Origin of the sequence: Streptomyces murinus (assembly GCF_002154555.1) — a bacterium.
Lineage (GTDB): Bacteria > Actinomycetota > Actinomycetes > Streptomycetales > Streptomycetaceae > Streptomyces > Streptomyces murinus.
In genome coordinates this window covers 401-24,333 of sequence record NZ_MUNF01000210.1, presented here as the reverse complement: position 1 = coordinate 24,333, position 23,933 = coordinate 401, and the positions used below count along the sequence as shown (strand labels likewise).

Here is a 23,933-nt window from a genome sequence, read left to right as displayed (position 1 = left end):
GACCGCAACGCCGGCTTCTCCACGTGCGACCCGGGGCGGCTGTACCTGCCCACGATCATGGACCCGGTCTACGGCTACCAGGTCACCAACGTGGAAGCGGCCATGTCCTCGCCGTCCTCGCTGCTGCACTGGACCCGGCGCATGATCGAGATCCGCAAGCAGAACCCCGCCTTCGGACTCGGCTCCTACGACGAACTCCCGTCCTCCAACCCGGCGGTGCTCGCCTTCCTGCGCGAGTACGAGGACGACCTGGTGCTGTGCGTCCACAACTTCTCCCGCTTCGCCCAGCCCACCGAGCTGGACCTGCGGGCCTACGACGGACGCCACCCGGTGGAGCTGATCGGCGGGGTGCGCTTCCCCGCCATCGGTGAACTGCCCTACCTCCTCACCCTTCAGGGCCACGGCTTCTACTGGTTCCGGCTCACCCGAGTCGCATCCCGCATCGGCCGCCGCCGCTGAGCGCACGGCGCCGAGGAAAGGACGCGTCACCATGCCGAAGACCATCACCCTCCGGCCGAGAACCGCGACCGGAGCCGACGGCCCCCTCGCCTCGCTCGGCGGGCTGCTGCGCGAGTGGCTGCCGCGCCAGCGCTGGTTCGCGGGCAAGGACCGGCCCGTGACCGATCTGTCGGTGCTCAGTGTGACCGAGCTGTTCCCCGGGTGTCTGCATCTGCTGGTGCACGCCTCGCACGCGCCGGTGCCCACCCCCGGCGGCACTCCCCCGCCGGGCGACTGCTACCAGCTGCTGCTCGGCGTGCGCGAGCAGCTCGCGCCGCGTCTGGAACGGGCGTTCATCGGGCGGGCCACCGCGGGCCCGCTGGCCGGGCTCGCGGTCTACGACGCGCTCTACGACCCGCGCGCGGCGAGCCTGCTCCTGGAGCGGCTGCGCCGGCCGGGCAGCGCGGGCCCGCTGCGCTTCGAGGCGGACCCCACCGCCCCGGTGCCCGGGGGCCTGCCGCCGCGGCTGCTGGACGCCGAGCAGTCCAACACCTCGCTGGTGTACGGCGACGCGTACATCCTCAAGCTCTTCCGCCGTATCCAGCCGGGCGTCAACCCCGATCTGGAGGTGTCGGCGGCGCTCGCCGCGCAGGGCTGCACCCGGGTGCCCGCGCCGGTCGCCTGGTTCACCACCAGCGCACCGCGTCCGGCCACGCTCGGGGTGCTCCAGCCGTTCCTGCCGGACGCCACCGACGGCTGGACGCTGGCGCTGGGCGCGCTCGCCGCGGGCGACGACTTCACCGCCGAGGCCCGTGAGCTGGGCCGCGCCACGGCCGAGGTGCACCTCGCGCTGGCCGAGGCGTTCCCGCCGGCCGGGCCCGGCGAGAACGGCCGTACCGCCGACGCCATGTGCGCACGCCTGGAGGCCGCCGCGCACGCCGTGCCGGGGCTCAAGCCCTTCGTGCCCGGGCTGCGGGCCGCGTTCGGGGCGCTCGCCACCTGCGACACCGGGCCGCCCGCCCAGCGCATCCACGGCGATCTGCACCTCGGACAGGTGCTGCGGGCGGGCCGCGACTGGTTCGTCATCGACTTCGAGGGCGAGCCGTCCAGGCCGCTGACCGAGCGGCGGACCCCGCAGTCCCCGGTGCGGGACGTGGCCGGGATGCTGCGCTCCTTCGACTACGCGGCCCGGCAGCGCCGCCCCTGGCGACCCGAGTGGGCGCGCCGCTGCCGGGAGGCGTTCTGCGCGGGCTACGCGGCCCGCGCGGGCTGGGATCCACGCAAGAAGCACGCGCTGCTGCGCGCGCACGAGACGGACAGGGCGGTGTACGAGGTGCTGTACGAGGCGAGACACCGGCCGGACTGGCTGCCGGTACCGATGGCGGCGATCAAGCGGCTCGCGGTGTGGGGAGGCTGAGGGCATGGCACTACGCGACACGTCGCCGCCCGAGACCGCGGGCCCCGGGCAGGCCGCGGCCACCGCACTGGACCCCGCCGAGCGCGACCGGCTGCTGGCCGGGGCGCACCACGATCCGCACGCCCTGCTGGGCGCCCACCCGGTGCCGGGCGGCACCCTGTTCCGGGCGCTGCGCCCGAACGCGCGGGCGGTGAGCGTCCTGGTCGACGGGATGGCCAACCCGCTCGTCTCCGAGGGCGGCGGGCTGTTCGCGGCCGTGCTGCCCTACCCCGAGATCCCGCCGTACACGCTGCTGGTGACGTACGACGAGGAAGAGCGGGAGGTGCACGACCCGTACCGCTTCCTGCCCGCCCTGGGCGAGCTGGACCTGCATCTGATCCGCGAGGGCCGGCACGAGCAGCTGTGGCAGGCGCTCGGCGCCGAACCGATGACCCATGAGGGCGTGGCCGGCACCCGGTTCACCGTGTGGGCGCCCAACGCCCAAGGGGTGCGGGTGGCCGGGGACTTCACATACTGGGACGGCACGCAGTACCCGATGCGCTCGCTCGGCGCGTCCGGGGTGTGGGAGCTGTTCCTGCCCGGGATCGGCGAGGGCGACCGCTACAAGTTCGAGATCACCTCCCGCTACGGCCACCGCTTCCTCAAGGCGGACCCGATGGCCAGGCGCACCGAGGTGCCCCCGGACACCGCCTCGGTGGTGACGGTCTCGCACTACGCGTGGGGCGACGAGCGGTGGATGGCGCACCGCGGCGACATCCCGGTGCACGAGGCGCCGTTCTCCGTGTACGAGGTGCATCTGCCGTCCTGGCGCCCCGGATTGACGTATCGTCAGCTGGCGGACGAACTGCCCGCGTACGTCAAGGAGATGGGCTTCACGCATGTGGAGCTGATGCCGGTGGCCGGGCATCCGTTCAGCGGCTCCTGGGGCTACCAGGTCACCTCGTACTACGCGCCGACCCCCCGGCTCGGTTCGCCGGACGACTTCCGGTACCTGGTGGACGCGCTGCACCGGGCGGGCATCGGCGTGATCATGGACTGGGTGCCGGCGCACTTCCCCAAGGACGACTGGGCGCTGGCCCGGTTCGACGGGGATCCGCTGTACGAGCCCGGGAACGCGACGCGCGCCGAGCACCCCGACTGGGGGACGTACGAGTTCGACTACGGCCGTATCGAGGTGCGCAACTTCCTTGTCGCCAACGCCGTTTACTGGTGCGAGGAGTTCCACATCGACGGTCTGCGGGTGGACGCCGTCGCCTCCATGCTCTACCTCGACTACTCCCGGGACTCCGGGCAGTGGGAGCCGAATGTGTTCGGCGGGCGCGAGGACCTGGACGCGGTGGCGTTCCTCCAGGAGATGAACGCCACCGTCTACCGGCGCTGCCCGGGTGTGGTGACCATCGCCGAGGAGTCCACCGCCTGGGACGGGGTGACCCGGCCGACCGACAGCGGCGGGCTCGGGTTCGGGCTGAAGTGGAACATGGGCTGGATGCACGACTCGCTCCAGTACATCCAGAAGGAGCCCGTGCACCGCAAGTACCACCACAACGAGATGACCTTCTCGATGGTGTACGCCTACAGCGAGAACTACGTGCTGCCCATCTCGCACGACGAGGTGGTGCACGGCAAGCAGGCGCTGGTGTCGAAGATGCCGGGCGACTGGTGGCAGCGGCGGGCCAACCACCGCGCCTATCTGGGCTTCATGTGGGCCCACCCGGGCAAGCAACTTCTGTTCATGGGGCAGGAGTTCGCGCAGGGCGCCGAGTGGGCGGAGCAGCAGGGTCCCGAGTGGTGGCTGCTCGCGGACGACTACCACTCCGCCGGTGACCACCGGGGCGTCAAGGCGCTGGTGCGGGATCTGAACGCGCTGTACCGGGCGACGCCCGCGCTGTGGCAGCGGGACACCGACCCGGGCGGCTTCCGCTGGGTGCTGTGCGACGCGGCGGAGGACAACGTCTTCGCGTTCCTGCGCCACGCGGCCGACGGCACCCCGCTGCTCGCGGTGTCGAACTTTTCGCCCGTGGTCCGCGAGGACTACCGGCTGGCGGTCCCCGCGGAGGTCCCGGCCTGGCGGGAGCTGCTGAACACCGACGACATCGGCTACGGGGGCGGCGGCATCCCGGTCGGCGCCCCGGGGGCGCTGAAACCGGCCGACGGCGGGCTGCGGCTCACGCTGCCGCCGCTGGCCACGGTGTTCCTCGGCCCGCTGCGCTGAAGCCGCAGGTGTCGGCGCCCGCCGCAGGGGCAGTCGGGGTTCATACAGAATCCTGGCTGCCCCTGGTCACAGGGCGGAGAGGCGGCATCGAGTGCGCACGGTCGGAGTGGAGGAGGAGCTCCTCCTGGTCGATCCGGACAGCGGCGACCCGAAGGCGCTGGCGGCGCCCGTGCTCGCGCGGGCCGACCGGGACGATCCCGGGCAGCAGGTGTTCGAGAAGGAACTGTTCGGGCAGATGCTGGAGTTCGCCACCCATCCGCAGTCGGACATGGCGGACCTCGGCGACGAGATCGTGCGCTGCCGCAAGGAGGCGGCCCGGCACGCCGGGCAGATCGGCTGCGCGGTCGCCGCGCTGGCCACCTCGCCACTGCCGGTGAGCCCCTCGCTCACCGTGAACGAGCGCTATCAGTGGCTGTCCGAGCGCTATGGCATCGGCACCCGGGACCAGTTGGTCTGCGGCTGCCATGTGCATGTGTCGGTGGAGTCCGACGAGGAGGGCGCGGCGGTGCTCGACCGGCTGCGGCCCTGGCTCCCGGTGCTCACCGCGATCAGCGCCAACTCCCCCTTCTGGCAAGGCCATGACAGCGGCTACGAGAGCTATCGCAGCCGGGTGTGGTCGCGCTGGCCGTCGGCCGGACCGACCGAGCTGTTCGGCTCGCCGGAGCGCTATCACCGGCGCGTGGCGGACATGGTGGCCACCGGGGTGATCCTGGACGAGGCGATGGTGTACTTCGACGCGCGGCTCTCCGCGCGCTATCCGACGGTCGAGGTACGGGTCTCGGACGTATGTCTGTCCGCGGACACCGCGCTGCTCGTCGCGACCCTGGCCCGGGGCCTGGTGGAGACGGCCGCCCGCGACTGGCGGGCCGGCCGGCCGGCGCCCGACCACAGCGTGAGCCTGCTCCGGCTCGCCTCCTGGCAGGCTGCCCGTTCGGGGCTCGAAGAGAAGCTGCTGGACCCCGTGAGCCTGCGGCCCCGGCCCGCCGCGCGGGTGCTGTACTCACTGCTGGACACGGTCGGGGACGCGCTCGACGCCTGCGGGGACACGGACCGTGCCGAGAAGGGCGTCGAGGATCTGCTCCGGCACGGCAACGGCGCGCGCGAGCAGCGCCGGATCGTGGAGGGCGGCGGCACCCTGCGGGACGTCGTCACGGAGTGCGTGCGCCACACGCAGGGGTGAGCCGGCCCACCGAGCAGGGCTGTCCACGCCGGGCTGTCGACGCCGTGCTGTCGATACCGGGATGTCGATGCCGGAATGTCGATGGGGCCGGGTCGGTCAGTGGATCAGGACCAGGGCGTACACCAGGAAGAACGCGGCGAACAGCACCACGAGGACCAGGATCAGCGCCAGCGGCGCCTTCCCCCAGCCGCGCTGTGTCGCGCCCGGCTCGCGGACCGCGGCCTGGGGCATGCTGCTCTCCGCGGGCGGGGTCTCGCCGGGCGGCACCGAGCCGCCGGGTTCGAGTCCGGTGGTGCTCTCGGGTTCCGGATCGGGGCTCACATGGCTCATGTCAGGACTCATGTCCCCCGAGTCCCCCGCGGGCGCCCACCTCACCGGTCTTTCCGCGGGCCGCCGAAGCGGGCCGACAGGGGGGTGTGCCGCACCGGGTGTCCCAGGGTCTACGGTGTCCTGCGGAGCCGTTCGCGCCGCGCGACGGGCTGCTCGCAGCCGGTGAGGCCGTGCCATGAGGCGATCAGTCGGACGGATATCCGGCCCGGCTGTGGGAACCCGCAGCGCAGCGAGAGATCAGCGACGACGACCGTCCTGGCCGCACGGGGCAGCACAGGGGCCCCTCGTGGCCGAGGCCGGGGGATGCGGAGATGGCGACGGAGCCGCGTGGGGACGAGACACCGCCTTCGGAGGAGACGTACGAGCGTGAGTTCTCCTTCGCGGGTGAGCTGCGCAACGTCACGGAGGCGCGACTCGCCGCGGAGGACTTCCTGGGCGCCCTGGCCCGGGTCGCGCCGCCCGGCGAGCACGAGTACTGGGACGACATCCTGCTGGTGGTGACCGAGCTGGCGGCGAACGTCATCCAGTACGCGCCCGGCCCGTTCGACCTGCGGATGCGGCGCACCTTCGACGGGGTGCACGTGACGATGCGCGACTCCAGCACCACCAGGCCGGAGCCCCGGCCCTTCCATCCGCGCACGGGCGGCGGCGGCATCGGCTGGCATCTGGTGCACACGCTGTGCAGCCAGGTCAGTGTGGTGGTGCACGACGAGGGCAAGGACATCCATGTGTTCCTGCCCTGGTGAGGGGCGCGAGGTGTAACCCGGCGTGAACCGGTTACTCCACCGCGTGCCGCACCCGACTGGCGCAGCGGCCCGGGTCGCGGTGGTATCGGAGTTGGCGCGCAGCGCTCCGGGGTAGGCGAACGGCGTCGAGTCGGGCCACCGCCCGGAACCGCGGAAAGGGATGGACACCGTGACACGACCCAGGATCCTGGTGGTCGGCGCAGGCTTCGCCGGAGTCGAGTGCGTCCGCCGTCTGGAGCGGAAACTCGCCCCCGACGAGGCCGACGTCACCCTGGTGACGCCCGTCTCCTACCAGCTCTATCTGCCGCTGCTGCCCCAGGTCGCCTCCGGTGTGCTGACACCGCAGTCGATCGCGCTCTCCCTGCGCCGCAGCAGGCGGTACCGCACCCGGATCCTGCCGGGCGGTGCGATCGGCGTGGATCTGAAGGCCAAGGTCTGTGTCGTACGCACCATCACCGACAAGATCGTCAACGAGCCGTACGACTACATCGTGCTGGCCCCGGGCAGCGTGACCCGTACCTTCGACATCCCGGGCCTGACCGAGCACGCCTTCGGCATGAAGACGCTCGCCGAGGCGGCGTACATCCGCGACCACGTCATCTCCCAGCTGGACCTCGCCGACGCCAGCGACGACCCGGCCGAACGGGCCGCGCGGCTCCAGTTCGTGGTGGTCGGCGGCGGGTACGCAGGCACCGAGACCGCCGCCTGTCTCCAGCGGCTCACGCACGCCGCGGTACGACGCTATCCGCGTCTGGACCCCGGGCTGATCCGCTGGCATCTGATCGACATCGCGCCCAAGCTGATGCCCGAGCTGGGCGAGAAGCTGGGCCGGAGCGCGCAGGAGATCCTGCGGCGGCGCGGCATCGATGTGTCCCTGGGGGTGTCGATCGAGAAGGCCGGCGCGGAGGAGGTCACCTTCACGGACGGCCGGGTGGTGCCGACGCACACCCTGATCTGGACCGCGGGTGTGGTGGCCAGTCCGCTGATCGCCACGCTGGGCGCGGAGACGGTCCGCGGCCGGCTCGCCGTCGATCCCGAGCTGACCGTGCCGGGGCAGGACGGGGTGTTCGCGCTCGGCGACTCGGCCGCCGTGCCCGATCTCGCCAAGGGCCAGGAGGGCGCGGTCTGCCCGCCGACCGCACAGCACGCCTCGCGCCAGGGCAAGCGGGTCGCCGAGAACGTCATCGCGACCCTGCGCGGCGAGCCCCTCCAGCCGTACCACCACAAGGATCTGGGCCTGGTCGTGGACCTCGGCGGCAAGGACGCGGTGTCCAAGCCGCTCGGCATCGAGCTGCGCGGGATGCCGGCGCAGGCGGTGGCCCGCGGCTACCACTGGTCGGCGCTGCGCACCGGCGTGGCCAAGGCCCGGGTGATGACCAACTGGACACTGAACGCGCTGGCCGGGGACGACTTCGTGCGCACCGGCTTCCAGGCCCGCAAGCCCGCCCGGCTGAAGGACTTCGAGTTCACGGACTCGTATCTGACGCCGGAGCAGGTACGGGCCCGGGCGGAGGGCGGCGTCAACAGCCCCTGACGTGACCCGGATCACCGAGGGCCGCCGATCAGTGCACAGGTGATCGGCGGTCTTGGCCGAGGGCAGGTGGATAAACCGGACCCACGTGCGATGCTGGAGCAAAGATCGATTTCTGGCACGGGTGCACGGACGGGAGAGCGCGGCGGCGTGAGGGCAGCGGGACGGTCGGGGCGGGTAAGGATCTGGGACCGGGTCGCGGCATGGGATCCCGGACTGCTCAGGCTGACCGCGGGGCTGCGCACGGTCGTCTCGATCGCGCTGACCCTCGCCGTGCTCGCCGCGCTGGGCGCCCCGGTGCCCCTGCTGGTCGCCGGGGCGATCGCGGCGATGGTCGCGACGTTCGCGATCCGCGAGAAGCAACGCCACCGGCAGGCCCTCACCCTCGCCATCGGGCTGCCGGTGGCGCTCGTCTCGGTCACCCTGGGCACGCTGCTGAGCCAGTACGTCGTCGCGGGTGACCTGTTCTTCGTGGCGCTCATGTTCAGCGCGGTCTACAGCCGGCGGTTCGGGGACCGTGGCCACGCGCTCGGGCTGATCGGCTTCCAGACGTACTTCCTCTCCCTGTTCGTGCACGCGACCCCGGCCCTGCTGCCGAAGCTGTACGGCGTCGTGGCGGTCGCGTTCGGCTGTGCCGCGCTGGCCCGGTTCGTGCTGCTGCCGCAGACACCGGCGGGCACCCTGGACCGGCTGCGGCAGGCGTTCCGGGCCCGGCTCGCGCAGCTGATCGACACCCAGATCGAGCTGCTGGACGCGGGGCCCGAGGAGGCGGAGAAGGTGCTGGAGGAGCTGCGCACCGGTACCGCGCGGCTGCACGAGACGGCGCTTTTGATCCAGGGCCGGCTGGAGGACGGCACCTCCGACGAGGCGGTGGCCCGGCTGCTCCAGCGCCGGATCGCGGACGCGGAGATCGCCGCCGAGCGGCTCGGACTGCTGCTGCTCACGGCGCGCAGTGCCGAGCGCACCGACACCCTCACGCTGCATCTGCCGGGTGCCCCGCTGCCCTCGGGCGGCGAGCTGCCGGTGCGGGACGAGGCCAGGGCCGAACTGCGCCGGGACCTCAAGGCGCTGCGGCTGCTGGCGCTGCGTCCGGCGGGCGAGGCCGCGGGCACCGCGCTCGCGCATGTGCGTAACCGGCTGCTCGGCTATCGCGAGGAGGAGAACCTGCCGCAGGCCGCCCCGGCCGTGCAGGACGTCTTCCGCGGTCTCGGTGAGACGGCGCGCGCCGCGCTGGGCCTGCGGCTCGCGCTCGACGGGCCGCAGGACGAGTCCGAGGACTCCCCCGCCACCGCCCGCTCGCGCGAGGAGCTGGACGCGGAGGACGCCGCGATCGAGGTCAGCGAGGAGACCGAGCCCAAGGACACGGAGCCGGGCGGGCTGCGCCGGCCCACCACCCGGGCCGCCGTGCAGATCGCCGTCGGCTCCTCGCTGGCCATCCTCGGCGGCGAGCTGCTGTCCAGCCAGCGCTGGTACTGGGCGGTGCTGACCTGCTGGATCGTGTTCATCAACACCGCGTCCACCGGGGAGATCCTGGTCAAGGGCTACCGGCGGCTCCTCGGCACGGTGCTCGGTGTGATCGCCGGTATCGGGCTCGCCGGTCTGGTCGGACACCACACCTGGACGGCGTTCGCGCTGGTGCTGCTGCTGGTGTTCGCGATGTTCTACACCGCGCCGCTGTCGTACACGCTGATGTCGTTCTTCGTGACGGCCGCGCTGGGACTGCTGTACACGCTGCTCAACACCTACACCGCGGCCGTGCTGGTGCTGCGGATCGAGGAGACGGCGCTGGGCGCGGCCTGCGGGGTGATCGCGGCCGCGGTGGTGCTGCCGATCCACACGGACCGCCGTACGAACGAGCTGCTGGTCACGGTTCTCGACCGGCTCGCGGAGGTCACCCGGGCCGCGGTCGACCAGCTCAGTGGCGGCTTCGGCGGCGATCTGGTGGAGCAGGCGCGGGAGTTGGACCAGGCGCTGGCCGATCTGCGCTCCGCCACCCAGCCGCTGACGCATCCCATCACCCCGATGCGGGCCCGCCGCAACACCGCCCGCTATGTGGTGGCGCTGCTGGAGACCTGCGCGTACCACGGGCGGTCCCTCGCGGCGACGGCGGAGCTGCTGCCCACGCACCCCTCGATCGCGGCGGATCCCCGGCTGCGCGGGGCGGGCGCGCGGATCGTGCGGAACATCGAGACGATCGCCGCGCAGGTGGCGGACCCGCGCGCGGCGGGGGAGATCGAGACCGGCCCCAGCATCGCCTCGATGCTGGAGCCGGGAACCCTGCGCACCCCGCGCTACGGCCGGGTCACCGACCGGGTGCTGCGGCATCTGCAACGCCTCGACGAGGCGGTCTCGGGTCTCGCCCGCCCGCTCGGACTGCGGCCGGAGGCGCCACCGGCGAAGAAGCGCTGACGGGTCACCCGGCAGGCGTCGGCGCGATGGGCGCTCACGCGGCGCCGCCGGGGCGGCGGCCCACCGCCTCGTCGCGGACGCGGGCGCAGCTGCGGCTGATCAGCCGGGAGACATGCATCTGGGAGATGCCCAGCTGATCGGCGATGCGGCTCTGCGTCATGTCCTCGAAGAAGCGCATGTAGAGGATGGCCCGTTCGCGCTCGGGCAGCCGGCGCAGGCCCTCCTTCGCGGCCTCCCGGTCGACCACGACGTCGTACGAGGTGTCGGCGGCGCCGAGGGTGTCGGCGAGGCTGTAGCCGTCGTCACCGCCGGCCAGTTCGGCGTCCAGCGAGAGCGTGCTGAAGCTCTCCAGCGCCTCCAGGCCCGCGGCGACCTCCTCCTCGGTGAGCCCGGTGTGGGCGGCGAGGGCGGCGTTGGTGGGTTCGGCGCTGCCCGGGTTCTGGGTCAGCTCGCGGCGGGCCACGCGCACCCGGTTGCGCAGTTCCTGTACCCGGCGGGGCACCCGCAGCGCCCACATCCGGTCCCGGAAGTGGCGCTTGACCTCGCCGGTGATGGTCGGCACGGCGTAGCTCTCGAACGCGCCGCGCGAGGGGTCGTACCGGTCGACGGCCTTCACCAGGCCCAGCGCCGCCACCTGGCGCAGATCCTCCACGGACTCGCCGCGGTCGCGGAACCGGCCGGCGATGCGATGCGCCATGGGGAGCCAGGCGGCGACCAGTTCATCGCGTACGGCGTCGCGTTCGGGACCCTCGTCCAGTTCCGCGAGCCGGGTGAACATTTCCGCGGTCTCCGGGGCGTCGTCGTGGCTCCGGCGCGAGGTCTGGGTGGCGGGGTCGGGGGTGCCGGGACGGCCTGTCGACATGTCGGTCAGCATGCGGAATCGCTCCTGAACGTGGTGTCTGGGCGCTACCGGAAGTGAGATTCCGGTCGAGGCCCGAACGGTGCTTTTCAGGGTTCGCCGCGGGGATGCCGGGGCCCGCCGGAGGGGGCCCCAGCGGTCGATCTACCCGCTGGGCTTGCGCCTCCGGTCCGAAGCACGAGATTCCGTCTGCCCGCCGCCCCGGTGGGCAAACACCCTTGCCGGAAGGAATCCGGTGAGCGGGGTGAAAGACGAGGTCACAGGGGGGCGGAAGCGACAAGTGGGGGGTGCTCGGGCGGGCTCACGCCAGCGGGACCACCGCGGTGATGCGCTTGCCGCCGCAGGGGAGTTCGCTGACCCGGACGTCGCGGGCGAGGTGGCAGACGATCGGCCAGCCCCGGCCGTGGCGCTGGGAGTGGCCGGGCGGGGTCGTCCGCGTGACCGGGAGTTCGGTGCTGCGGTCGCTCACCGAGACCCGGACACCGGCGGAGTCGACATCGACGTCGAAGCCGGTGATGCCGCCGCCGTGCAGGATCGCGTTGGTGGTCAGCTCGGAGGCGACCAGGAGGGCGTCGTCCATGGCCCCGGGGCCGAGCGGCTGATGACGGTCCCGGCAGCGTTCGGCGACGACGCGTCGTACGGTGCTGCGGGCGTCGGCCGGGCGGCGCGGCGGCCGACGGTGGGGCTCGTCGATGGATATGGAGTACGTTTCTGGCATCCCTTCCCTCCCTGGACGGTGCCCGAGTCGCGCGCTCTCCCCCTTCGGCTGACCATCCGCGGCGCCCTCAAACACCGTGTGTACGGAAGTCATCACCGCGCCGGGACGGGGTACCCGCGTCTCATGACCGATGTCGTGGACGCGGACGAACTGCTGCGGCGCATCCGGCGGGGCAGGGACCGCGCGGCCGAGGAGCGGACGCGCTGGGCGGACCGCGCGCGGGACCTCGCGGCGACCGAGCCGGACGGCGCCCGGGACGCCGCCGCCAGTGCGCGGGCGTACGAGGCCGTGCTGCGGGTGCTGGACGAGATCGTGCGGCCGGGCGTGCGGCCGGTGGAGCGTCCGGTGGCGGAGGACGGCGTGAGACGGGTCACCTAGACCAGTGTCCGATTACCAGAACAGACACCGAATGGTTTACCGTTCATCCATACGTGATGGCGGCGTGGGCCTCGGAGCCTGCCCCATCACCCTCAGCGGCCCTGGCTGGCTTCCCCCGTCCAGCCAGGGCTTTTTTCTGCCCGGACGACGGCCGCCCCGAAGAAATCCGCCTCCTTCGAGGTGCCCTGCCCGCCGCCAGCGGCTGAAATGGGTGTACGCAACGTACTCGCCCACAGAAGAGGCACCGCAGCACCCGAACCGTCGCCGGCGAGGAGCCCGCGCCATGACCAAAGCGATAAAACTGCTGACCGCCCTGCCCCAGGCGCAGCGCGAACGCCTGATGGAGCTGGCCAAGGAGGTGTCCTTCCCGGAGGACAGCCGCATCTTCGAGGCGGGCGGCACGGCCGACCGGTTCTGGGTGATCCGCTCGGGCGCGGTCCATCTGGACCAGCAGGTCACCTCGCGGCAGCGGGTGACCGTGGCCACGCTCGGCGCGGGCGACCTGCTCGGCTGGTCCTGGCTCTTCCCGCCCTACCAGTGGGACTTCGGCTCGGTGGCCTTCAGCAACGTACGGGCCTACGAGTTCGACGGGCCCTCGGTGCTCGCGCTGTGCGTGGAGGACCCGCTGCTCGGGCTCTCCCTGGTGCGCTCGGTGGCCGAGATCCTCGCGCACCGCCTGGAGACCACCCGCGGCAAGCTGATGGACCAGTACGCGCTGGGCCGCCGCAGCCCGCTGTAGGGCGCGCGGCGCGGCGGCCTGCGCACCTCGTCAGATCCGGTAGCGCCGCAGCGCGGGCACCGCCGCCGCCAGGGCCAGCATCAGTACGACGACCAGCACACCGCCGCCCGCCACCGCGGCGCGCGGGCCGAACACTGCGCCGGCGGTGCCGTGCAGCACGTCCGCGAGGCGGGGGCCGCCGGCCACCACGACCGTGAAAACGCCCTGCATCCGGCCGCGCATCTCGTCGGTCGCGGCGGACAGCAGGATCGCGCCACGGAACACCATCGAGACCATGTCGGCGACACCGGCGGCGGCGAGGAAGGCGAGGGCGATCCAGAGGTTGCCGCTGAGCCCGAAACCGGCGATGGCCACGCCCCAGGCGACGACGGCCCCGATGACCATCCAGCCGTGCCGCCTGGCGCGGGAGAACGCGCCCGAGAACAGCCCGCCGAGCACCGCGCCGACCGGGATGCCGGCGAACAGCACGCCGAGCGCGAGGCCCGAGCCCCAGGAGTGGTACGTCTGCGCGGCCAGCTGCGGGAACAGGGCGCGGGGCATGCCGAACACCATGGCGACGATGTCGGCGAGGAAGGACAGCAGCAGCACCTTGTGCCGGGATATGTAGCGGAAACCCTCGGCTATCTCGCGCACCCCGGCGCGGCGCGTGGGGGCGTCGCCGAGCGGGGGCAGCGCGGGCAGCCGGAAGACGGCCCATACGGTGACGCACAGCGCGAGCGCGTCGATGAGGTACAGCTCGGGCAGGCCGATGACCGGGATGAGCACACCGGCGAGCAGCGGGCCCGCCACCAGGCCGGTCTGCATCACGGTGGAGCTGAGCGCGTTGGCCGCGGGCAGTTCCCCGGCCGGGACCAGCCGGGCGATGGAGGCGTTGCGGGCCGGGGAGTTGAGGCCGAAGAACGCCTGCTGGAGTGCGAGCAGCACCATCAGGACCACGACGGAGTCCAGCTTGCCGGCGGCCTGCACCCAGAACAGCAGCGAGGTGACCGCGATCCCGATATTGGTCCACAGCAGCAGCTTGCGCCGGTCCACGGTGTCCGCGACCGCGCCGCCCCACAGCGCGAACAGCACCATGGGCACGAGCCCGGCGAGGCTGGCGTAGCCGACCCAGGCGGAGGAGTGCGTGATGTCGTAGATCTGCTTGGGCACGGCGACGGCGGTGAGCTGGCTGCCGACGGAGGTCACGATGGTCGAGGACCACAGGCGCCGGTAGGCGGGGATGCGCAGCGGGCGGGTGTCCATCGCCCAGCGGCGCCAGCCGCGGTGGGGCGGTGGGTCGGCCGCCGGCGCGTCGTCGCCGGTCTCGGTACTGCTCTCGCTGGTGTTCACGGATGTCCTGGTTGCTCGTTACATCTTTTCGATTCGAGAGCCTAACTATCTCATCGCACCGGCGGGGGAATGTCTCGGTCGGAGAGACCGGTCTCAGCCTCCGAGGAGCAGGGAGGCGCCCAGGACGAGCATGGTGAGGGCGACCAGGCCGTCCAGGAGGCGCCAGGCGCCGGGCCGGGCCAGGGGGCGGCCGAGCAGCCGGGCGCCGAAGCCGAGCGCGGTGAACCAGCACAGGCTGGCGAGCGCGGCGCCGAGCCCGAAGGTCCAGCGCAGCGGGCCCCGGTCGGCGGCGAGCGAACCCAGCAGGAAGACGGTGTCCAGGTAGACATGCGGATTGAGCCAGGTCATGGCGAGGCAGGTGAGCACGGCCCGGCGCCGGGATCCGGCCGCCTCCCCGGTCACGGTCAGACCGGTCCCGGTGGGCCGTACGACGCGGCGGGCGGCGAGCGCGCCGTAGCAGAGCAGGAAGACGCCGCCGACGATGCCCACCGCCCGGACCGCGCCCGGCCAGGCCACCACGACCGCGCCGACGCCGCCCACGCCGAGCGCGATGAGCACCGCGTCGGACAGGGCGCAGATGCCGACCACGGCGAGGACGGCGTCCCGGCGCACCCCCTGGCGCAGGACGAAGGCGTTCTGGGCGCCGATGGCGACGATCAGGGACAGGCCGGTGCCGAAGCCGGCGACCGCGGCGGTCAGGGCGGTGTGGTTCATGGCTCGAAGCTAAGGACATCCGGCCACTCAAGTACAGCTAAAGATTCTTACGTATCCTTAGCGCTTGTGATGGACCTTCCCCTGGATCAGGTGCGGACACTGCTCGCGGTGGTGGACGAGGGCACCTTCGAGGCGGCGGCCGCCGCCCTGCATGTGACGCCGTCGGCGGTGAGCCAGCGGGTCAAGGCCCTCGAACAGCGCACCGGGCGGGTGCTGCTCCAGCGCACCAAGCCGGTACGGCCCACGGAGTCGGGCGCGGTGCTGGTGCGCTACGCCCGTCAGCTCGCCCGGCTGGAGCGGGACGCGTGGGGTGAGTTGGGGCTCAGCGGCGCCGGGGAGCCGACCCGGGTGTCGGTCGCGGTGAACGCGGACTCGCTGGCGACCTGGTTCCTGCCCGCGCTGAGCCGGGTGCCGGGGCTCTGCTTCGAGCTGCACCGCGAGGACGAGGGGCATACGGCGGTCCTGCTGCGCGAGGGCCTGGTGATGGCGGCGGTGACCTCCTCGCCGGACCCGGTGCCCGGCTGCACGGCGCGGCCGCTCGGCCGGATGCGCTATCTCCCGGTCGCGGAACCGGAGTTCGCCCGCACCCGGGTCGCCGGGCGCCCCCTGCCGGAGGCCCTCGCCGCGGAGCCCGTGATCGTCTTCGACCGCAAGGACGACTTCCAGGACGGCTATGTCCGCCGGCTGGGCGGCACCTCGGCCGCCCAGCTGCGCCACTATGTACCCACCTCGGAGGGCTTCCTCGACGCCGTCGCCGCGGGCCTCGGCTGGGGCATGGTCCCGGAGGTCCAGGCCCACCCCCTGCTGGCCGACGGCCGACTGTCCCTCCTCACACCCGGCGAGTGGATGGACGTCACTCTGTACTGGCAGCAGTGGAAGCTGGACTCCCCGGCGCTGGCCGCGCTGGCCGAGGCGGTGACGGCGACGGCGGCCGGGGCGTTGCGCGGCTGAGACCGAAGGGTGGCCGAAGTCCCTTGGGCATGGCCGAAGTCCGTTGGGCCGTGGCCGAATTCCCTTCTCTTGTCGGCGTGCGCCGTTTCATGCCGCGCCGACCGGTCACCCGCTCCCGAGACACGCGTCCGCCTCGGCGCGGACGATCCGATCCGAGCGGGAGACTTCCATGGAGAACTGGCGCGAACACGCCGAGTGCCGTTACGAGGACCCCGACTTGTTCTTCCCCATCGGCAGTACCGGGCCCGCGCAGGTGCAGGCCGAGCGGGCGAAGACGGTGTGCGAGCGGTGCCCGGTCCGACAGGAGTGCCTCGACTGGGCGCTGGACACCGGTCAGGGCATCGGCATCTGGGGCGGCACCACCGAACTGGGACGCCGCAGGCTCCGCCGCCGGACCCGCTCCCGCCCGCGCTCGGGCTGAACCGGGCCCGGGGCGCTACGACTTCGCGGCCTGCTCCCCCCACGGCTCCTCCCCCGGTGCCCGTGTCGCGGGGAGCCGGAGGGTGAACACCGCGCCCTCGCCCGACTCGCTCGTGGCGTGTGCCGTACCCCCATGGGCCGCGAGCAGCTGGCGGACGATCGGGAGGCCGAGGCCGCTGCCTCCGGTGCGGCGGCTGCGGGATTTCTCGGCGCGCCAGAACCGTTCGAAGACATGCGGAAGGTCCTCGGCGGCGATACCGGATCCGGTGTCGGCGACGGTGAGCACGGCGTCGGTGCCGTCCCGGCGGGCCCGCAGGGTGACCGTGCCCTCGGCCGGGGTGTGCCGCAGCGCGTTGGAGACCAGGTTGCCGAGCACCTGCCGCATCCGTACCGGGTCGGCGTCCAGCCAGACCGCCGGATCGGCCTCGGTCACCAGGACGACCCCGGCCGCGTCGGCGGCCACCCGGTGGGCGGCGGCGACCTGGGCGAGCAGCTCGCCCGCGGACAGCGGCTCGCGGTGCAGACGCAGGGTGCCCGCGTCGGCGGCGGCCAGGTCCTGGAGGTCGTCGATGATCCGCTGGAGGACGAGCGCCTCCTCGTGCAGGGAGTCCAGCAGGCCCGGGTCCGGGTCGACGACGCCGTCGCGCATCACCTCCAGCCAGCCGCGGATGTTGGTGAGCGGGCTGCGCAGTTCGTGCGCGATGTCGCTGACCATGGCCTTGCGCTGGGCCTCCAGGCGTTCGCGGCGCTCGGTGAGTTCATTGAACGCCTCCGCGAGGATGCCGGTCTCGTCCCGGGTGGTCACGGGCACCCTGACATGCCGCTCGGGCGGCGCCTGCGCGGCCTCGGTCAGCGCGCGCAGCGGCCGTACCAGCCGGATGGCGACGGCGGCGGTCACCGCGACGGTGACGGCGAGGACCAGTCCGGCCGCGGAGACCACCTTGGACTTGTTCGCCGGTGACATGTCGAAGCGGGACGGGTTCTGGTCGCCGATGCCGAGGAACAGGTCGGCGGCCGGGGCGACATAGGGCTCCAGCTGGGCGCGGCGCGCGCTGAGCACACAGCTCTGGGCCGTACGCACGGTGGCCTCCCGGTCCTTGCCCGCGACCTTGGCGAGCAGGGGGCCGCCGCCGAAGTGGTCCTCGGCCTCCGGGTCGAAGGCGAGGAACAGCGGGCCGCCGCCGACGTCGAGGCCCGCCTGCCGCAGACAGGGGCGGGCAAGCCCGGACAACGTGTCCAGGGCCCGGGTCTCGGTGGGCGTCGGGGCGTCGAGCCCGTCGGTCCCGCAGGCCGCCACGCCGTAGCGGGACGGGTCGGAGCCGTCGGAGCCGGTGAGCACGGGGCGTCCGCTGGGTGTGCGCCGCACGGTGGTCCGCAGGCCGTAGCGGGCGTAGCACTGCCGGTCCCGGGTGGCCAGCGACTCCAGGGCGGCGCTTTCCTTCGCGGGCAGCTTGTAGGGGCCGACGGCGCGCGGGTCGATGCCGCTGAGCTGGGCGCCGGTCTCGCTGTAGGTGTCGGTGCGCAGCGGGTCGACGCTCGCGGCGGGCCGGGGCGGCAGCGGGGTGCCGCGCGGCGCGGAGTCGGCGACGAGGGCCCGGTCGGGGGTGGTGAGCGCGATCCGCCGGCCGGTCCGCTCCGCCAGGTCCCGCACGGAGCGCTGGACCCCGGACCAGTCGGAGTGGGTGGCCGCGTAGCCGCTGAGCTGGGCGAGGATGCTGTTGTCGGCGGCGAGGTCCTGGCCCTGCTCCTCCTTGAGGGCGCTGGTGGTGGTGGTCACCGCGAGCCAGGCGGTGGCCGCCACCGAGCAGACGGCGATCAGGGCGGACACGGACAGCAGCCGGACCAGGAGCCGCTTGCGCAGCGGTATCCGGCGCCGGGCGCCCTGCCCCCGACTCCCCCGTCCCGTACGGGACTTCACGGTCGGCCGCTGAGCTTGTAGCCGACGCCGAACACGGTGAGCAGCCGTACCGGCCGCCGGGAGTCGGCCTCTATCTTGCGGCGCAGGTTCATGATGTGGACGTCCACGGCCCGTTCGGTGGAGGACCGGTCGAACCCCCGTGTGCACTGGAGGAGTTGGCGCCGGGTGAACACCCGCTCCGGCTCCGCCGCCATCGCCAGCAGGATCTGGAACTCGGCCGGGGTGACGTCCACCGGGGCGCCGTCGCAGCGCACTTCGTGCCGTACCGGATCGACGCTGAGCCCGGCGGCCCGCACCGCCGGGTCGTCGCCGCGCGCGCCGGTGCCCCGTCCGCTGCGCCGCAGCACCGTGCGGATGCGAGCCATCAGCTCGCGCGGGCTGTACGGCTTGGTGAGGTAGTCGTCGGCGCCCAGTTCGAGGCCGAGCAGCAGATCGTCCTCGCCGGAGCGGGCGGTGAGCATCACCACGGGGACGTCCAGCTCACCGTCGTCGCCGCGCAGTTCACGGCAGACGCCGAAGCCGTCCAGGACCGGCAGCATCAGGTCGAGGACGAGCAGGTCGGGCCGCAGCCGGCGGGCCGTGGTGAGCGCGGCCGCGCCGTCGTGCACCACCGTCGCGGTGTGTCCCTCGGCCAGCAGGGAGCGGCGGATCAGTTCGGCCTGTTTCTCGTCGTCCTCGGCGACCAGCACATGTGCGCACACAGTTGCGGATACTAAGCGGCTCAGACCGCGAGCCAGTCGGCGTACCCCATCGCGACGACCGGATGCCGGGCCGGGTCGAGGGTGCGCAGCAGGTCCTTCATGTGCGCCTTGGCGACGCTGACACAGCCGTGAGTGGGGCCGCCGTGGTCGACGTGCAGCCAGACTCCCCCGCCGCGCTTGGGTCCGAGGGGGCGGGTCCAGTCCAGTGGGGAGGTGCCGGGCCTGCGGTTGTAGTCGATGGCGATGACGTAGTCGAAGCAGCCGTCCAGGGGTTCGCCCTCGAAGCCGGTGCCGGGCGAGCGGAATCCGCTGGACTCGTGGTACGGCAGTCTGCTGCCGGGGTCGGGCAGCAGTCCCCCGGCGTCGGAGAGGGTGTACACGCCGAGCGGGGAGCGCAGGTCGCCCAGCATGTGGTGGGAGCTCCAGCCGCGCAGGGCGTTGTGCGCGGGCCAACTCGGTCCCGGCTGCCAGCCGTCGGCGGTGCGCTGGTGCAGGACGACCGTGCACTGGGGGGAGTCGGGCCCGCGCCCGGTGGCGACGACGGCCTGGGTGCACTGCTCCGGTATCGCCGCGGTCCGGGTGGGGCCGAGCCCGGGTATGCCACGGGGACTCTGTTCGGCCTGCGAGGTGGTGCCGGTCGCGGGCGCGGGCCGGGTGGGCGGCGTCCGGTGCCCGGCCTCCCCGCCGCTCCCGCCGCAGCCGGTGAGCAGCAGCGGGGAGGCGAGGAGGGGAAGAGCGGTTCTGCGGTTGATCATGCTGTCGAGCTTGGCCGACAGTTATGTGGAATTGGTAAGAACTCAGGCCTTGTTCGGCTTGCCCTTCGTGAACAGCCAGGTGTGGAAGAGGGAGTCCAGCGGCTTTCCGGACTTCTTCTCGGCGAGCCGGACGAACTGCGCGGTGGTGCCGTGTCCGTCCCGGTGCTCGGTGGCCCAGGCGCGCAGGATCGCGAAGAACTCCCGGTCGCCGACCGCCTTGCGCAGCTCGTGCAGGGCCATGGCGCCGCGGTCGTAGACGGGGGTGCCGAAGATGTTCTCGCCGTTGCCCGGGTCGCCGGGCGGGTAGGCCCACAGCTCGTTGCCCGCCGGGCGGGCGTAGAGCTCGTCGAAGGTCTTCTGGGCGCTCGCGCCGCCGTGCTGCTCGGAGTAGAGCCACTCGGCGTAGGTCGCGAAGCCCTCGTTGAGCCAGATGTCCTTCCAGGAGGTCAGCGACACCGAGTCGCCGTACCACTGGTGGGCGCTCTCGTGCACGAGGGTGAGGATGTCGGGCGCGGAGTCGTAGAGCGGGCGGGTCTGCGTCTCCAGGGCGTAGCCGACCTTCGCGTGGTCCACGATGGATCCGGCGGACGTGAACGGGTAGGGCCCGAACAGCTTGCTCTCCCACTCCAGGACCGAGGGCAGCCGCTTGAGCACCGGGGTCGCGGCCTTGGCCTCGCGGGGGTCGACGGCGTCGTAGACCCGGATGCCGTCACGGGTGGTGTACTGCGTGACCTTGAAATCGCCGATGGTGGCGGTGGCGAGGTAGGCGGCCATGGGCCGGCTCTCGCGCCAGCGGAAGGTGGTCTCGTCCTTGACGGTGCGCTGTCCGAGCAGGTTCCCGTTGGCGACGGCGGTGCGGCCCTTGGGCACGGTGATCGTGAAGTCGTACGACGACTTGTCCTTGGGATGGGAGTTCGCCGGGAACCAGGTCATGGCGCCCTGGGGCTCGCCCGCGACGAACGCGCCGTCGTCGGTGGGGATCCAGCCGTCCGCCGAGCCGTCGGGGTCGGTGACCGGCTTGGGCGTGCCGTGGTAGCTGACGGTGACCTTGAAGTCCTGGCCGACGCGCAGGGCGTGGCGGGGGGTGACGACGAGTTCCTGCCCGGAGCGCTTGACGCCCGCGGCGGTGCGGTCGACCTTGACGCCGCCGACCGTCAGTCCCTTGAGGTCCAGGTCGAAGCGGGTGAGCGGCTGGGTGGCGCGGGCGGTGAGGACCGCGGTGCCGTCCAGGCGGCCGTCGCTCTGGTAGCGCAGCGTCAGGTCGTAGTGGCGCACGTGGTACCCGCCGTTGCCGCTGAGCGGGAAGTAGGGGTCGTCCGCGCCGGCCGCGCCGGTGGTGCCCGCGCCGGCCGGTCCTGCGGCACCGACGAGCGCGGCCACGGCGACGGGCACGGTGGCGAGCACCGCCCTGCGGCCGAGGACCGTGGTACGACGGCGTGCGGGCTGTCTGCGGGGTGACGTCACGTGCGCTCCTCGGAAGGTGGTCGGCCGGCCCACAGACTAGAGGCACCGGTGTCTCCGGGTCTCCCGTCTCATTCTGGCCACATGGTGGCCTGATCGCTGCTTGGCGGGAGTGGGTCCCGGGCCGGGGCGCGGCGCCGACCGGCGCCCCCGTGGCCCGCGCAGTACGCTCGCCGGAAGTGGCCGCCGAGGTGGAGAAAGGGCCCGGTCGTGAGCGTGCGCGTGCGCCGGATCTATGAATCGCCCGAGCCCGATGACGGGCTGCGGGTGCTGGTCGACCGGCTGTGGCCGCGGGGCGTGGCCAAGGAGGCCGCGCATGTGGACGAGTGGCCCAAGGGGCTCACCCCCTCGGCGGAGCTGCGCACCTTTTTCCACGGCGGCGGCTCGTACGAGGAGTTCCGTGCCCGCTACGAGGCGGAGCTGGACGCCCCCGAGGCCGCCGAGCTGCTCGACGGCCTGCGGGAGTCGGTCCGCAAGGGCCCGGTGACCCTGCTGACGGCGACGAAGACACCGGAGCGCAGCCACGCCCAGGTACTCCTGGAGCTGCTCGGCGGCTGAGCTCAGCCGGTGTGCCGGGCCGCGTGCCGGCCCGCGGCACGTCCCGAGAAGAGGCAGCCGCCGAGGAAGGTGCCCTCCAGGGAGTTGTAGCCGTGCACCCCGCCGCCGCCGAACCCGGCCACCTCACCGGCCGCGTACAGCCCCTCGATCGGCGCCCCGTCGGCGCCGAGGGCGCGTGAGTCGAGGTCGGTCTGGATGCCGCCGAGCGTCTTGCGGGTCAGCACGTGCATCCGTACGCCGATCAGCGGCCCCGCGGCCGGGTCCAGGAGGCGGTGCGGCGCGGCCACCCGGCCGAGCCGGTCGCCGAGGTAGCGGCGGGCGTTGCGGATGCCCTGGACCTGGGAGTCCTTGCTGTACGGGTTGGCCATCTGGAGGTCGCGGGCCTCGATCTGCCGGCGCACCTCGGAGGCGTCCAGCAGCGGCTGCCCGGCGAGGCCGTTCATCTTCTCCACCAGCCGCTCCAGGCTGTCCGCCGTCACGAAGTCGGCGCCCTTGTCGAGGAACGCCTGTACCGGTGCGGGCGCGCCCTTGCCGACGAGCCGGTTGCGCACCACGGCCTTGCGGTCCTTGGCGGTGATGTCGGGGTTCTGCTCGGAGCCGGAGAGCGCGAACTCCTTCTCGATGATCTTCCGGGTGAGGATGAACCAGGAGTGGTCGTAGCCCGCGAGGTCCTCGGTGGTGCGCAGGTACTTGAGCGTGCTGAGGGTGTCGTAGCCGGGCAGGCAGGGGTCGGGCAGCCGGCGGCCGAGGGCGTCCAGCCAGATGGAGGAGGGGCCGGGCAGGATGCGGATGCCGTGGCCGGGCCAGACGGGGTCCCAGTTCTGGAGCCCCTCCGTGTAGTGCCACATCCGGTCGCGGTTGACCAGGCGGACGCCCGCCGCCGCGCTGATGTCGAGCATCCGGCCGTCCACATGGGCGGGGACTCCGGTGACCATCTCGGCGGGGGGTGTGCCGAGCCGTTCGGGCCAGTAGCGGCGCACGATGTCGTGGTTGGCGCCGATGCCGCCGGTGGTGACGACGACGGCCTGGGCGGTGAGTTCGAAGTCGCCGACGCGCTCGCGGCCCGAGGCGACACCGCGCGGGGCGTCGTCCGGGGCGAGCACCGTGCCGCGCACGCCCCGCGCGGTGCCGTTCTCGATGACCAGGTCGTCCACCTGGTGGCGGTGGTGGAAGGTCAGCAGTCCGTCCCGGGCGGCCCCCCGGGCGTAGCGGACGAAGGGCTCGACCACTCCGGTGCCGGTGCCCCAGGCGATGTGGAAGCGGGGCACGGAGTTGCCGTGCCCGTCGGCCCTGAGGTCGCCGCGCTCGGCCCAGCCGACGGTGGGCAGCAGGTCGATGCCGTGTCCCTGGAGCCAGGACCGCTTCTCGCCGGCCGCGAACTCCACATAGGCGCGGGCCCAGCGCACCGCCCAGGAGTCCTCGTCCTCGATCCGGTCGAAGCGCGCGCTGCCGCGCCAGTCGCTCCAGGCCAGTTCGAAGGAGTCCTTGATGCCGATGCGGCGCTGTTCGGGCGAGTCCACGAGGAAGAGGCCGCCGAAGGACCAGTACGCCTGGCCGCCGAGGTTGGCGGCGTTCTCCTGGTCGACCAGGGCCACCCGGCGTCCCCGGCTGGTGAGTTCATGAGCCGCGACCAGGCCGGCGAGGCCCGCTCCGACGACGATGACGTCCGCGTCCATGGCGTGGAGGTTCCTTCCTCAGTGCGTTGTCGGGGGGCAGTGCGCTAGTGCGTTGTCGGGGGTCAGTGCGCTGTCGAGGGGGTGGCCGGCGCGCCGCCGTCCGTGAGCAGTGCGGTGAGCAGCTGCTTGAGCCAGCTCCGCGCGTGCTCGACGTCCTTGTCCAGCAGCAGCTGGGTGGTGACGCCGTCGTAGGCCGCGACCACGGCGTGCGCGGCGCCGGCCGTGTCGCCGAGCACGGCGGGCAGCTCGGTGTGGCCCCGGGCCCGGAAGAGGCGGTCGGCGACGGCCTCGCGGAGCCGGGCGCGGTGGCCGAGCAGGACATGGGCGACCTCCGGGTCGCGGGCCGCGTGCACCAGGAAGTCGGTCTTCACCAGCAGCCAGTCCACGTCGAGCAGCAGCACCTCGGTGACGCGGTCCACGGCGGCCGGTACGTCGAGGCCGGGGCCGTCCTCGGCGAGGGCGTCCGCGACCTGGGCGGCGATGAGGTCGGCGC

23 protein-coding genes are annotated in these 23,933 nt (G+C 72.8%); 12 read left to right on the top strand and 11 right to left on the bottom strand.

The features are described 5' to 3' along the window. The 4 genes from CCN72_RS40530 to CCN72_RS14775 all read left to right on the top strand — a co-directional run. The coding region (locus CCN72_RS40530) for an alpha-glucosidase C-terminal domain-containing protein (RefSeq protein WP_244174228.1) at nt 1-459 on the top strand (459 nt) is incomplete at its 5' end. 31 nt (nt 460-490) lie between these two features. Next, on the top strand, nt 491-1,855 hold the full coding sequence (locus CCN72_RS14785; protein ID WP_086807921.1) for a maltokinase N-terminal cap-like domain-containing protein: 1,365 nt from the start codon (nt 491-493) through the stop codon (nt 1,853-1,855). A gap of 4 nt (nt 1,856-1,859) precedes the next feature. Continuing rightward, nucleotides 1,860-4,067: a 1,4-alpha-glucan branching enzyme gene (gene glgB, locus CCN72_RS14780; protein WP_086807920.1), complete on the top strand. Its 2,208-nt coding sequence runs from the start codon at nt 1,860-1,862 to the stop codon at nt 4,065-4,067. Nucleotides 4,068-4,158: 91 nt separating this feature from the next. Then, nucleotides 4,159-5,247 (top strand): glutamate--cysteine ligase 2, encoded by a 1,089-nt coding sequence (locus CCN72_RS14775; protein ID WP_086807919.1) that lies wholly within the window; start codon nt 4,159-4,161, stop codon nt 5,245-5,247. A gap of 96 nt (nt 5,248-5,343) precedes the next feature. Here CCN72_RS14775 and CCN72_RS14770 read toward each other — a convergent pair whose 3' ends face one another. Then, on the bottom strand, nt 5,344-5,577 hold the full coding sequence (locus tag CCN72_RS14770; protein ID WP_037655556.1) for a DUF6480 family protein: 234 nt from the start codon (nt 5,575-5,577) through the stop codon (nt 5,344-5,346). A 311-nt stretch (nt 5,578-5,888) separates the two neighbouring features. On the opposite strand from CCN72_RS14770, the gene CCN72_RS14765 reads away from it, so the two are divergent. The 3 genes from CCN72_RS14765 (at nt 5,889) to CCN72_RS14755 (ending at nt 10,263) form a co-directional block, all read left to right on the top strand. Continuing rightward, a complete protein-coding gene (locus tag CCN72_RS14765) occupies nt 5,889-6,323 on the top strand; it encodes an ATP-binding protein (protein WP_085563256.1) in 435 nt (144 codons plus the stop codon). A gap of 160 nt (nt 6,324-6,483) precedes the next feature. Next, on the top strand, nt 6,484-7,857 hold the full coding sequence (locus CCN72_RS14760) for an NAD(P)/FAD-dependent oxidoreductase (RefSeq protein WP_086807918.1): 1,374 nt from the start codon (nt 6,484-6,486) through the stop codon (nt 7,855-7,857). A gap of 180 nt (nt 7,858-8,037) precedes the next feature. Next, entirely contained in the window at nt 8,038-10,263 is a 2,226-nt protein-coding gene (locus tag CCN72_RS14755) for an FUSC family protein (protein WP_167408679.1), read from the top strand. Between the two features lie 34 nt (nt 10,264-10,297). Here the strand turns inward: CCN72_RS14755 and CCN72_RS14750 are convergent, their stop codons facing one another. Together CCN72_RS14750 and CCN72_RS14745 are read right to left on the bottom strand one after the other, a co-directional pair. After that, complete coding sequence (locus CCN72_RS14750; RefSeq protein ID WP_086807916.1) at nt 10,298-11,137, bottom strand: SigB/SigF/SigG family RNA polymerase sigma factor; 840 nt, start codon at nt 11,135-11,137, stop codon at nt 10,298-10,300. Nucleotides 11,138-11,423: 286 nt separating this feature from the next. Next, nucleotides 11,424-11,840 (bottom strand): ATP-binding protein, encoded by a 417-nt coding sequence (locus tag CCN72_RS14745; RefSeq protein ID WP_086807915.1) that lies wholly within the window; start codon nt 11,838-11,840, stop codon nt 11,424-11,426. A gap of 123 nt (nt 11,841-11,963) precedes the next feature. Between CCN72_RS14745 and CCN72_RS14740 the strand changes: the two genes are divergently transcribed. Together CCN72_RS14740 and CCN72_RS14735 are read left to right on the top strand one after the other, a co-directional pair. Beyond that, complete coding sequence (locus CCN72_RS14740) at nt 11,964-12,218, top strand: hypothetical protein (protein WP_086807914.1); 255 nt, start codon at nt 11,964-11,966, stop codon at nt 12,216-12,218. 283 nt (nt 12,219-12,501) lie between these two features. Next, nucleotides 12,502-12,957, top strand: a complete 456-nt coding sequence (locus tag CCN72_RS14735; protein WP_085563251.1) for a cyclic nucleotide-binding domain-containing protein — start codon at nt 12,502-12,504, stop codon at nt 12,955-12,957. A gap of 30 nt (nt 12,958-12,987) precedes the next feature. On the opposite strand, the gene CCN72_RS14730 is transcribed toward CCN72_RS14735, so the two are convergent. Beyond that, complete coding sequence (locus CCN72_RS14730; RefSeq protein ID WP_085563250.1) at nt 12,988-14,286, bottom strand: MFS transporter; 1,299 nt, start codon at nt 14,284-14,286, stop codon at nt 12,988-12,990. Between the two features lie 93 nt (nt 14,287-14,379). Beyond that, nucleotides 14,380-15,000: a LysE/ArgO family amino acid transporter gene (locus CCN72_RS14725; protein WP_086807913.1), complete on the bottom strand. Its 621-nt coding sequence runs from the start codon at nt 14,998-15,000 to the stop codon at nt 14,380-14,382. A 69-nt stretch (nt 15,001-15,069) separates the two neighbouring features. On the opposite strand from CCN72_RS14725, the gene CCN72_RS14720 reads away from it, so the two are divergent. Together CCN72_RS14720 and CCN72_RS14715 are read left to right on the top strand one after the other, a co-directional pair. Continuing rightward, a complete protein-coding gene (locus tag CCN72_RS14720) occupies nt 15,070-15,951 on the top strand; it encodes a LysR family transcriptional regulator ArgP (protein ID WP_086807912.1) in 882 nt (293 codons plus the stop codon). Between the two features lie 169 nt (nt 15,952-16,120). Next, a complete protein-coding gene (locus CCN72_RS14715; RefSeq protein ID WP_086807911.1) occupies nt 16,121-16,372 on the top strand; it encodes a WhiB family transcriptional regulator in 252 nt (83 codons plus the stop codon). A 15-nt stretch (nt 16,373-16,387) separates the two neighbouring features. On the opposite strand, the gene CCN72_RS14710 is transcribed toward CCN72_RS14715, so the two are convergent. From CCN72_RS14710 to CCN72_RS14695, 4 genes are read right to left on the bottom strand one after another with little or no spacing between them, the layout of a single operon-like run. Further along, nucleotides 16,388-18,289 carry a sensor histidine kinase gene (locus CCN72_RS14710; RefSeq protein WP_244174227.1) on the bottom strand — a complete coding sequence of 634 codons (1,902 nt, stop codon included), beginning with the start codon at nt 18,287-18,289 and terminating at the stop codon, nt 16,388-16,390. Continuing rightward, complete coding sequence (locus tag CCN72_RS14705) at nt 18,286-18,990, bottom strand: response regulator transcription factor (RefSeq protein WP_037655578.1); 705 nt, start codon at nt 18,988-18,990, stop codon at nt 18,286-18,288. The genes CCN72_RS14710 and CCN72_RS14705 overlap by 4 nt, the downstream gene beginning before the upstream one ends. A 20-nt stretch (nt 18,991-19,010) precedes the next feature. Then, nucleotides 19,011-19,745, bottom strand: a complete 735-nt coding sequence (locus CCN72_RS14700) for a L,D-transpeptidase family protein (protein WP_086807910.1) — start codon at nt 19,743-19,745, stop codon at nt 19,011-19,013. A 42-nt stretch (nt 19,746-19,787) separates the two neighbouring features. Beyond that, nucleotides 19,788-21,209 (bottom strand): M1 family metallopeptidase, encoded by a 1,422-nt coding sequence (locus CCN72_RS14695; protein WP_086807909.1) that lies wholly within the window; start codon nt 21,207-21,209, stop codon nt 19,788-19,790. A gap of 207 nt (nt 21,210-21,416) precedes the next feature. On the opposite strand from CCN72_RS14695, the gene CCN72_RS14690 reads away from it, so the two are divergent. Beyond that, nucleotides 21,417-21,764 (top strand): DUF488 domain-containing protein, encoded by a 348-nt coding sequence (locus tag CCN72_RS14690; RefSeq protein ID WP_208638008.1) that lies wholly within the window; start codon nt 21,417-21,419, stop codon nt 21,762-21,764. Nucleotides 21,765-21,766: 2 nt separating this feature from the next. Here CCN72_RS14690 and CCN72_RS14685 read toward each other — a convergent pair whose 3' ends face one another. Next, entirely contained in the window at nt 21,767-23,440 is a 1,674-nt protein-coding gene (locus tag CCN72_RS14685) for an FAD-binding dehydrogenase (RefSeq protein ID WP_086807908.1), read from the bottom strand. Between the two features lie 62 nt (nt 23,441-23,502). Continuing rightward, a partial coding sequence (locus CCN72_RS14680) for a TetR family transcriptional regulator C-terminal domain-containing protein (RefSeq protein WP_244174226.1) occupies nt 23,503-23,933 on the bottom strand: 431 nt, incomplete at its 5' end.

Excerpts from the sequence above, each read along its gene's own strand:
- CCN72_RS14740 (WP_086807914.1), top strand. The coding sequence starts at position 11,964 with ATGACCGATGTCGTGGACGCGGACGAACTGCTGCGGCGCATCCGGCGG.
- CCN72_RS14760 (WP_086807918.1), top strand. The coding sequence starts at position 6,484 with ATGGACACCGTGACACGACCCAGGATCCTGGTGGTCGGCGCAGGCTTC.
- CCN72_RS14715 (WP_086807911.1), top strand. The coding sequence starts at position 16,121 with ATGGAGAACTGGCGCGAACACGCCGAGTGCCGTTACGAGGACCCCGAC.
- CCN72_RS14785 (WP_086807921.1), top strand. The coding sequence starts at position 491 with ATGCCGAAGACCATCACCCTCCGGCCGAGAACCGCGACCGGAGCCGAC.
- glgB (WP_086807920.1), top strand. The coding sequence starts at position 1,860 with ATGGCACTACGCGACACGTCGCCGCCCGAGACCGCGGGCCCCGGGCAG.
- CCN72_RS14770 (WP_037655556.1), bottom strand. The coding sequence starts at position 5,577 with ATGAGCCATGTGAGCCCCGATCCGGAACCCGAGAGCACCACCGGACTC.
- CCN72_RS14750 (WP_086807916.1), bottom strand. The coding sequence starts at position 11,137 with ATGCTGACCGACATGTCGACAGGCCGTCCCGGCACCCCCGACCCCGCC.
- CCN72_RS14735 (WP_085563251.1), top strand. The coding sequence starts at position 12,502 with ATGACCAAAGCGATAAAACTGCTGACCGCCCTGCCCCAGGCGCAGCGC.
- CCN72_RS14700 (WP_086807910.1), bottom strand. The coding sequence starts at position 19,745 with ATGATCAACCGCAGAACCGCTCTTCCCCTCCTCGCCTCCCCGCTGCTG.
- CCN72_RS14765 (WP_085563256.1), top strand. The coding sequence starts at position 5,889 with ATGGCGACGGAGCCGCGTGGGGACGAGACACCGCCTTCGGAGGAGACG.
- CCN72_RS14745 (WP_086807915.1), bottom strand. The coding sequence starts at position 11,840 with ATGCCAGAAACGTACTCCATATCCATCGACGAGCCCCACCGTCGGCCG.
- CCN72_RS14720 (WP_086807912.1), top strand. The coding sequence starts at position 15,070 with ATGGACCTTCCCCTGGATCAGGTGCGGACACTGCTCGCGGTGGTGGAC.
- CCN72_RS14685 (WP_086807908.1), bottom strand. The coding sequence starts at position 23,440 with ATGGACGCGGACGTCATCGTCGTCGGAGCGGGCCTCGCCGGCCTGGTC.
- CCN72_RS14725 (WP_086807913.1), bottom strand. The coding sequence starts at position 15,000 with ATGAACCACACCGCCCTGACCGCCGCGGTCGCCGGCTTCGGCACCGGC.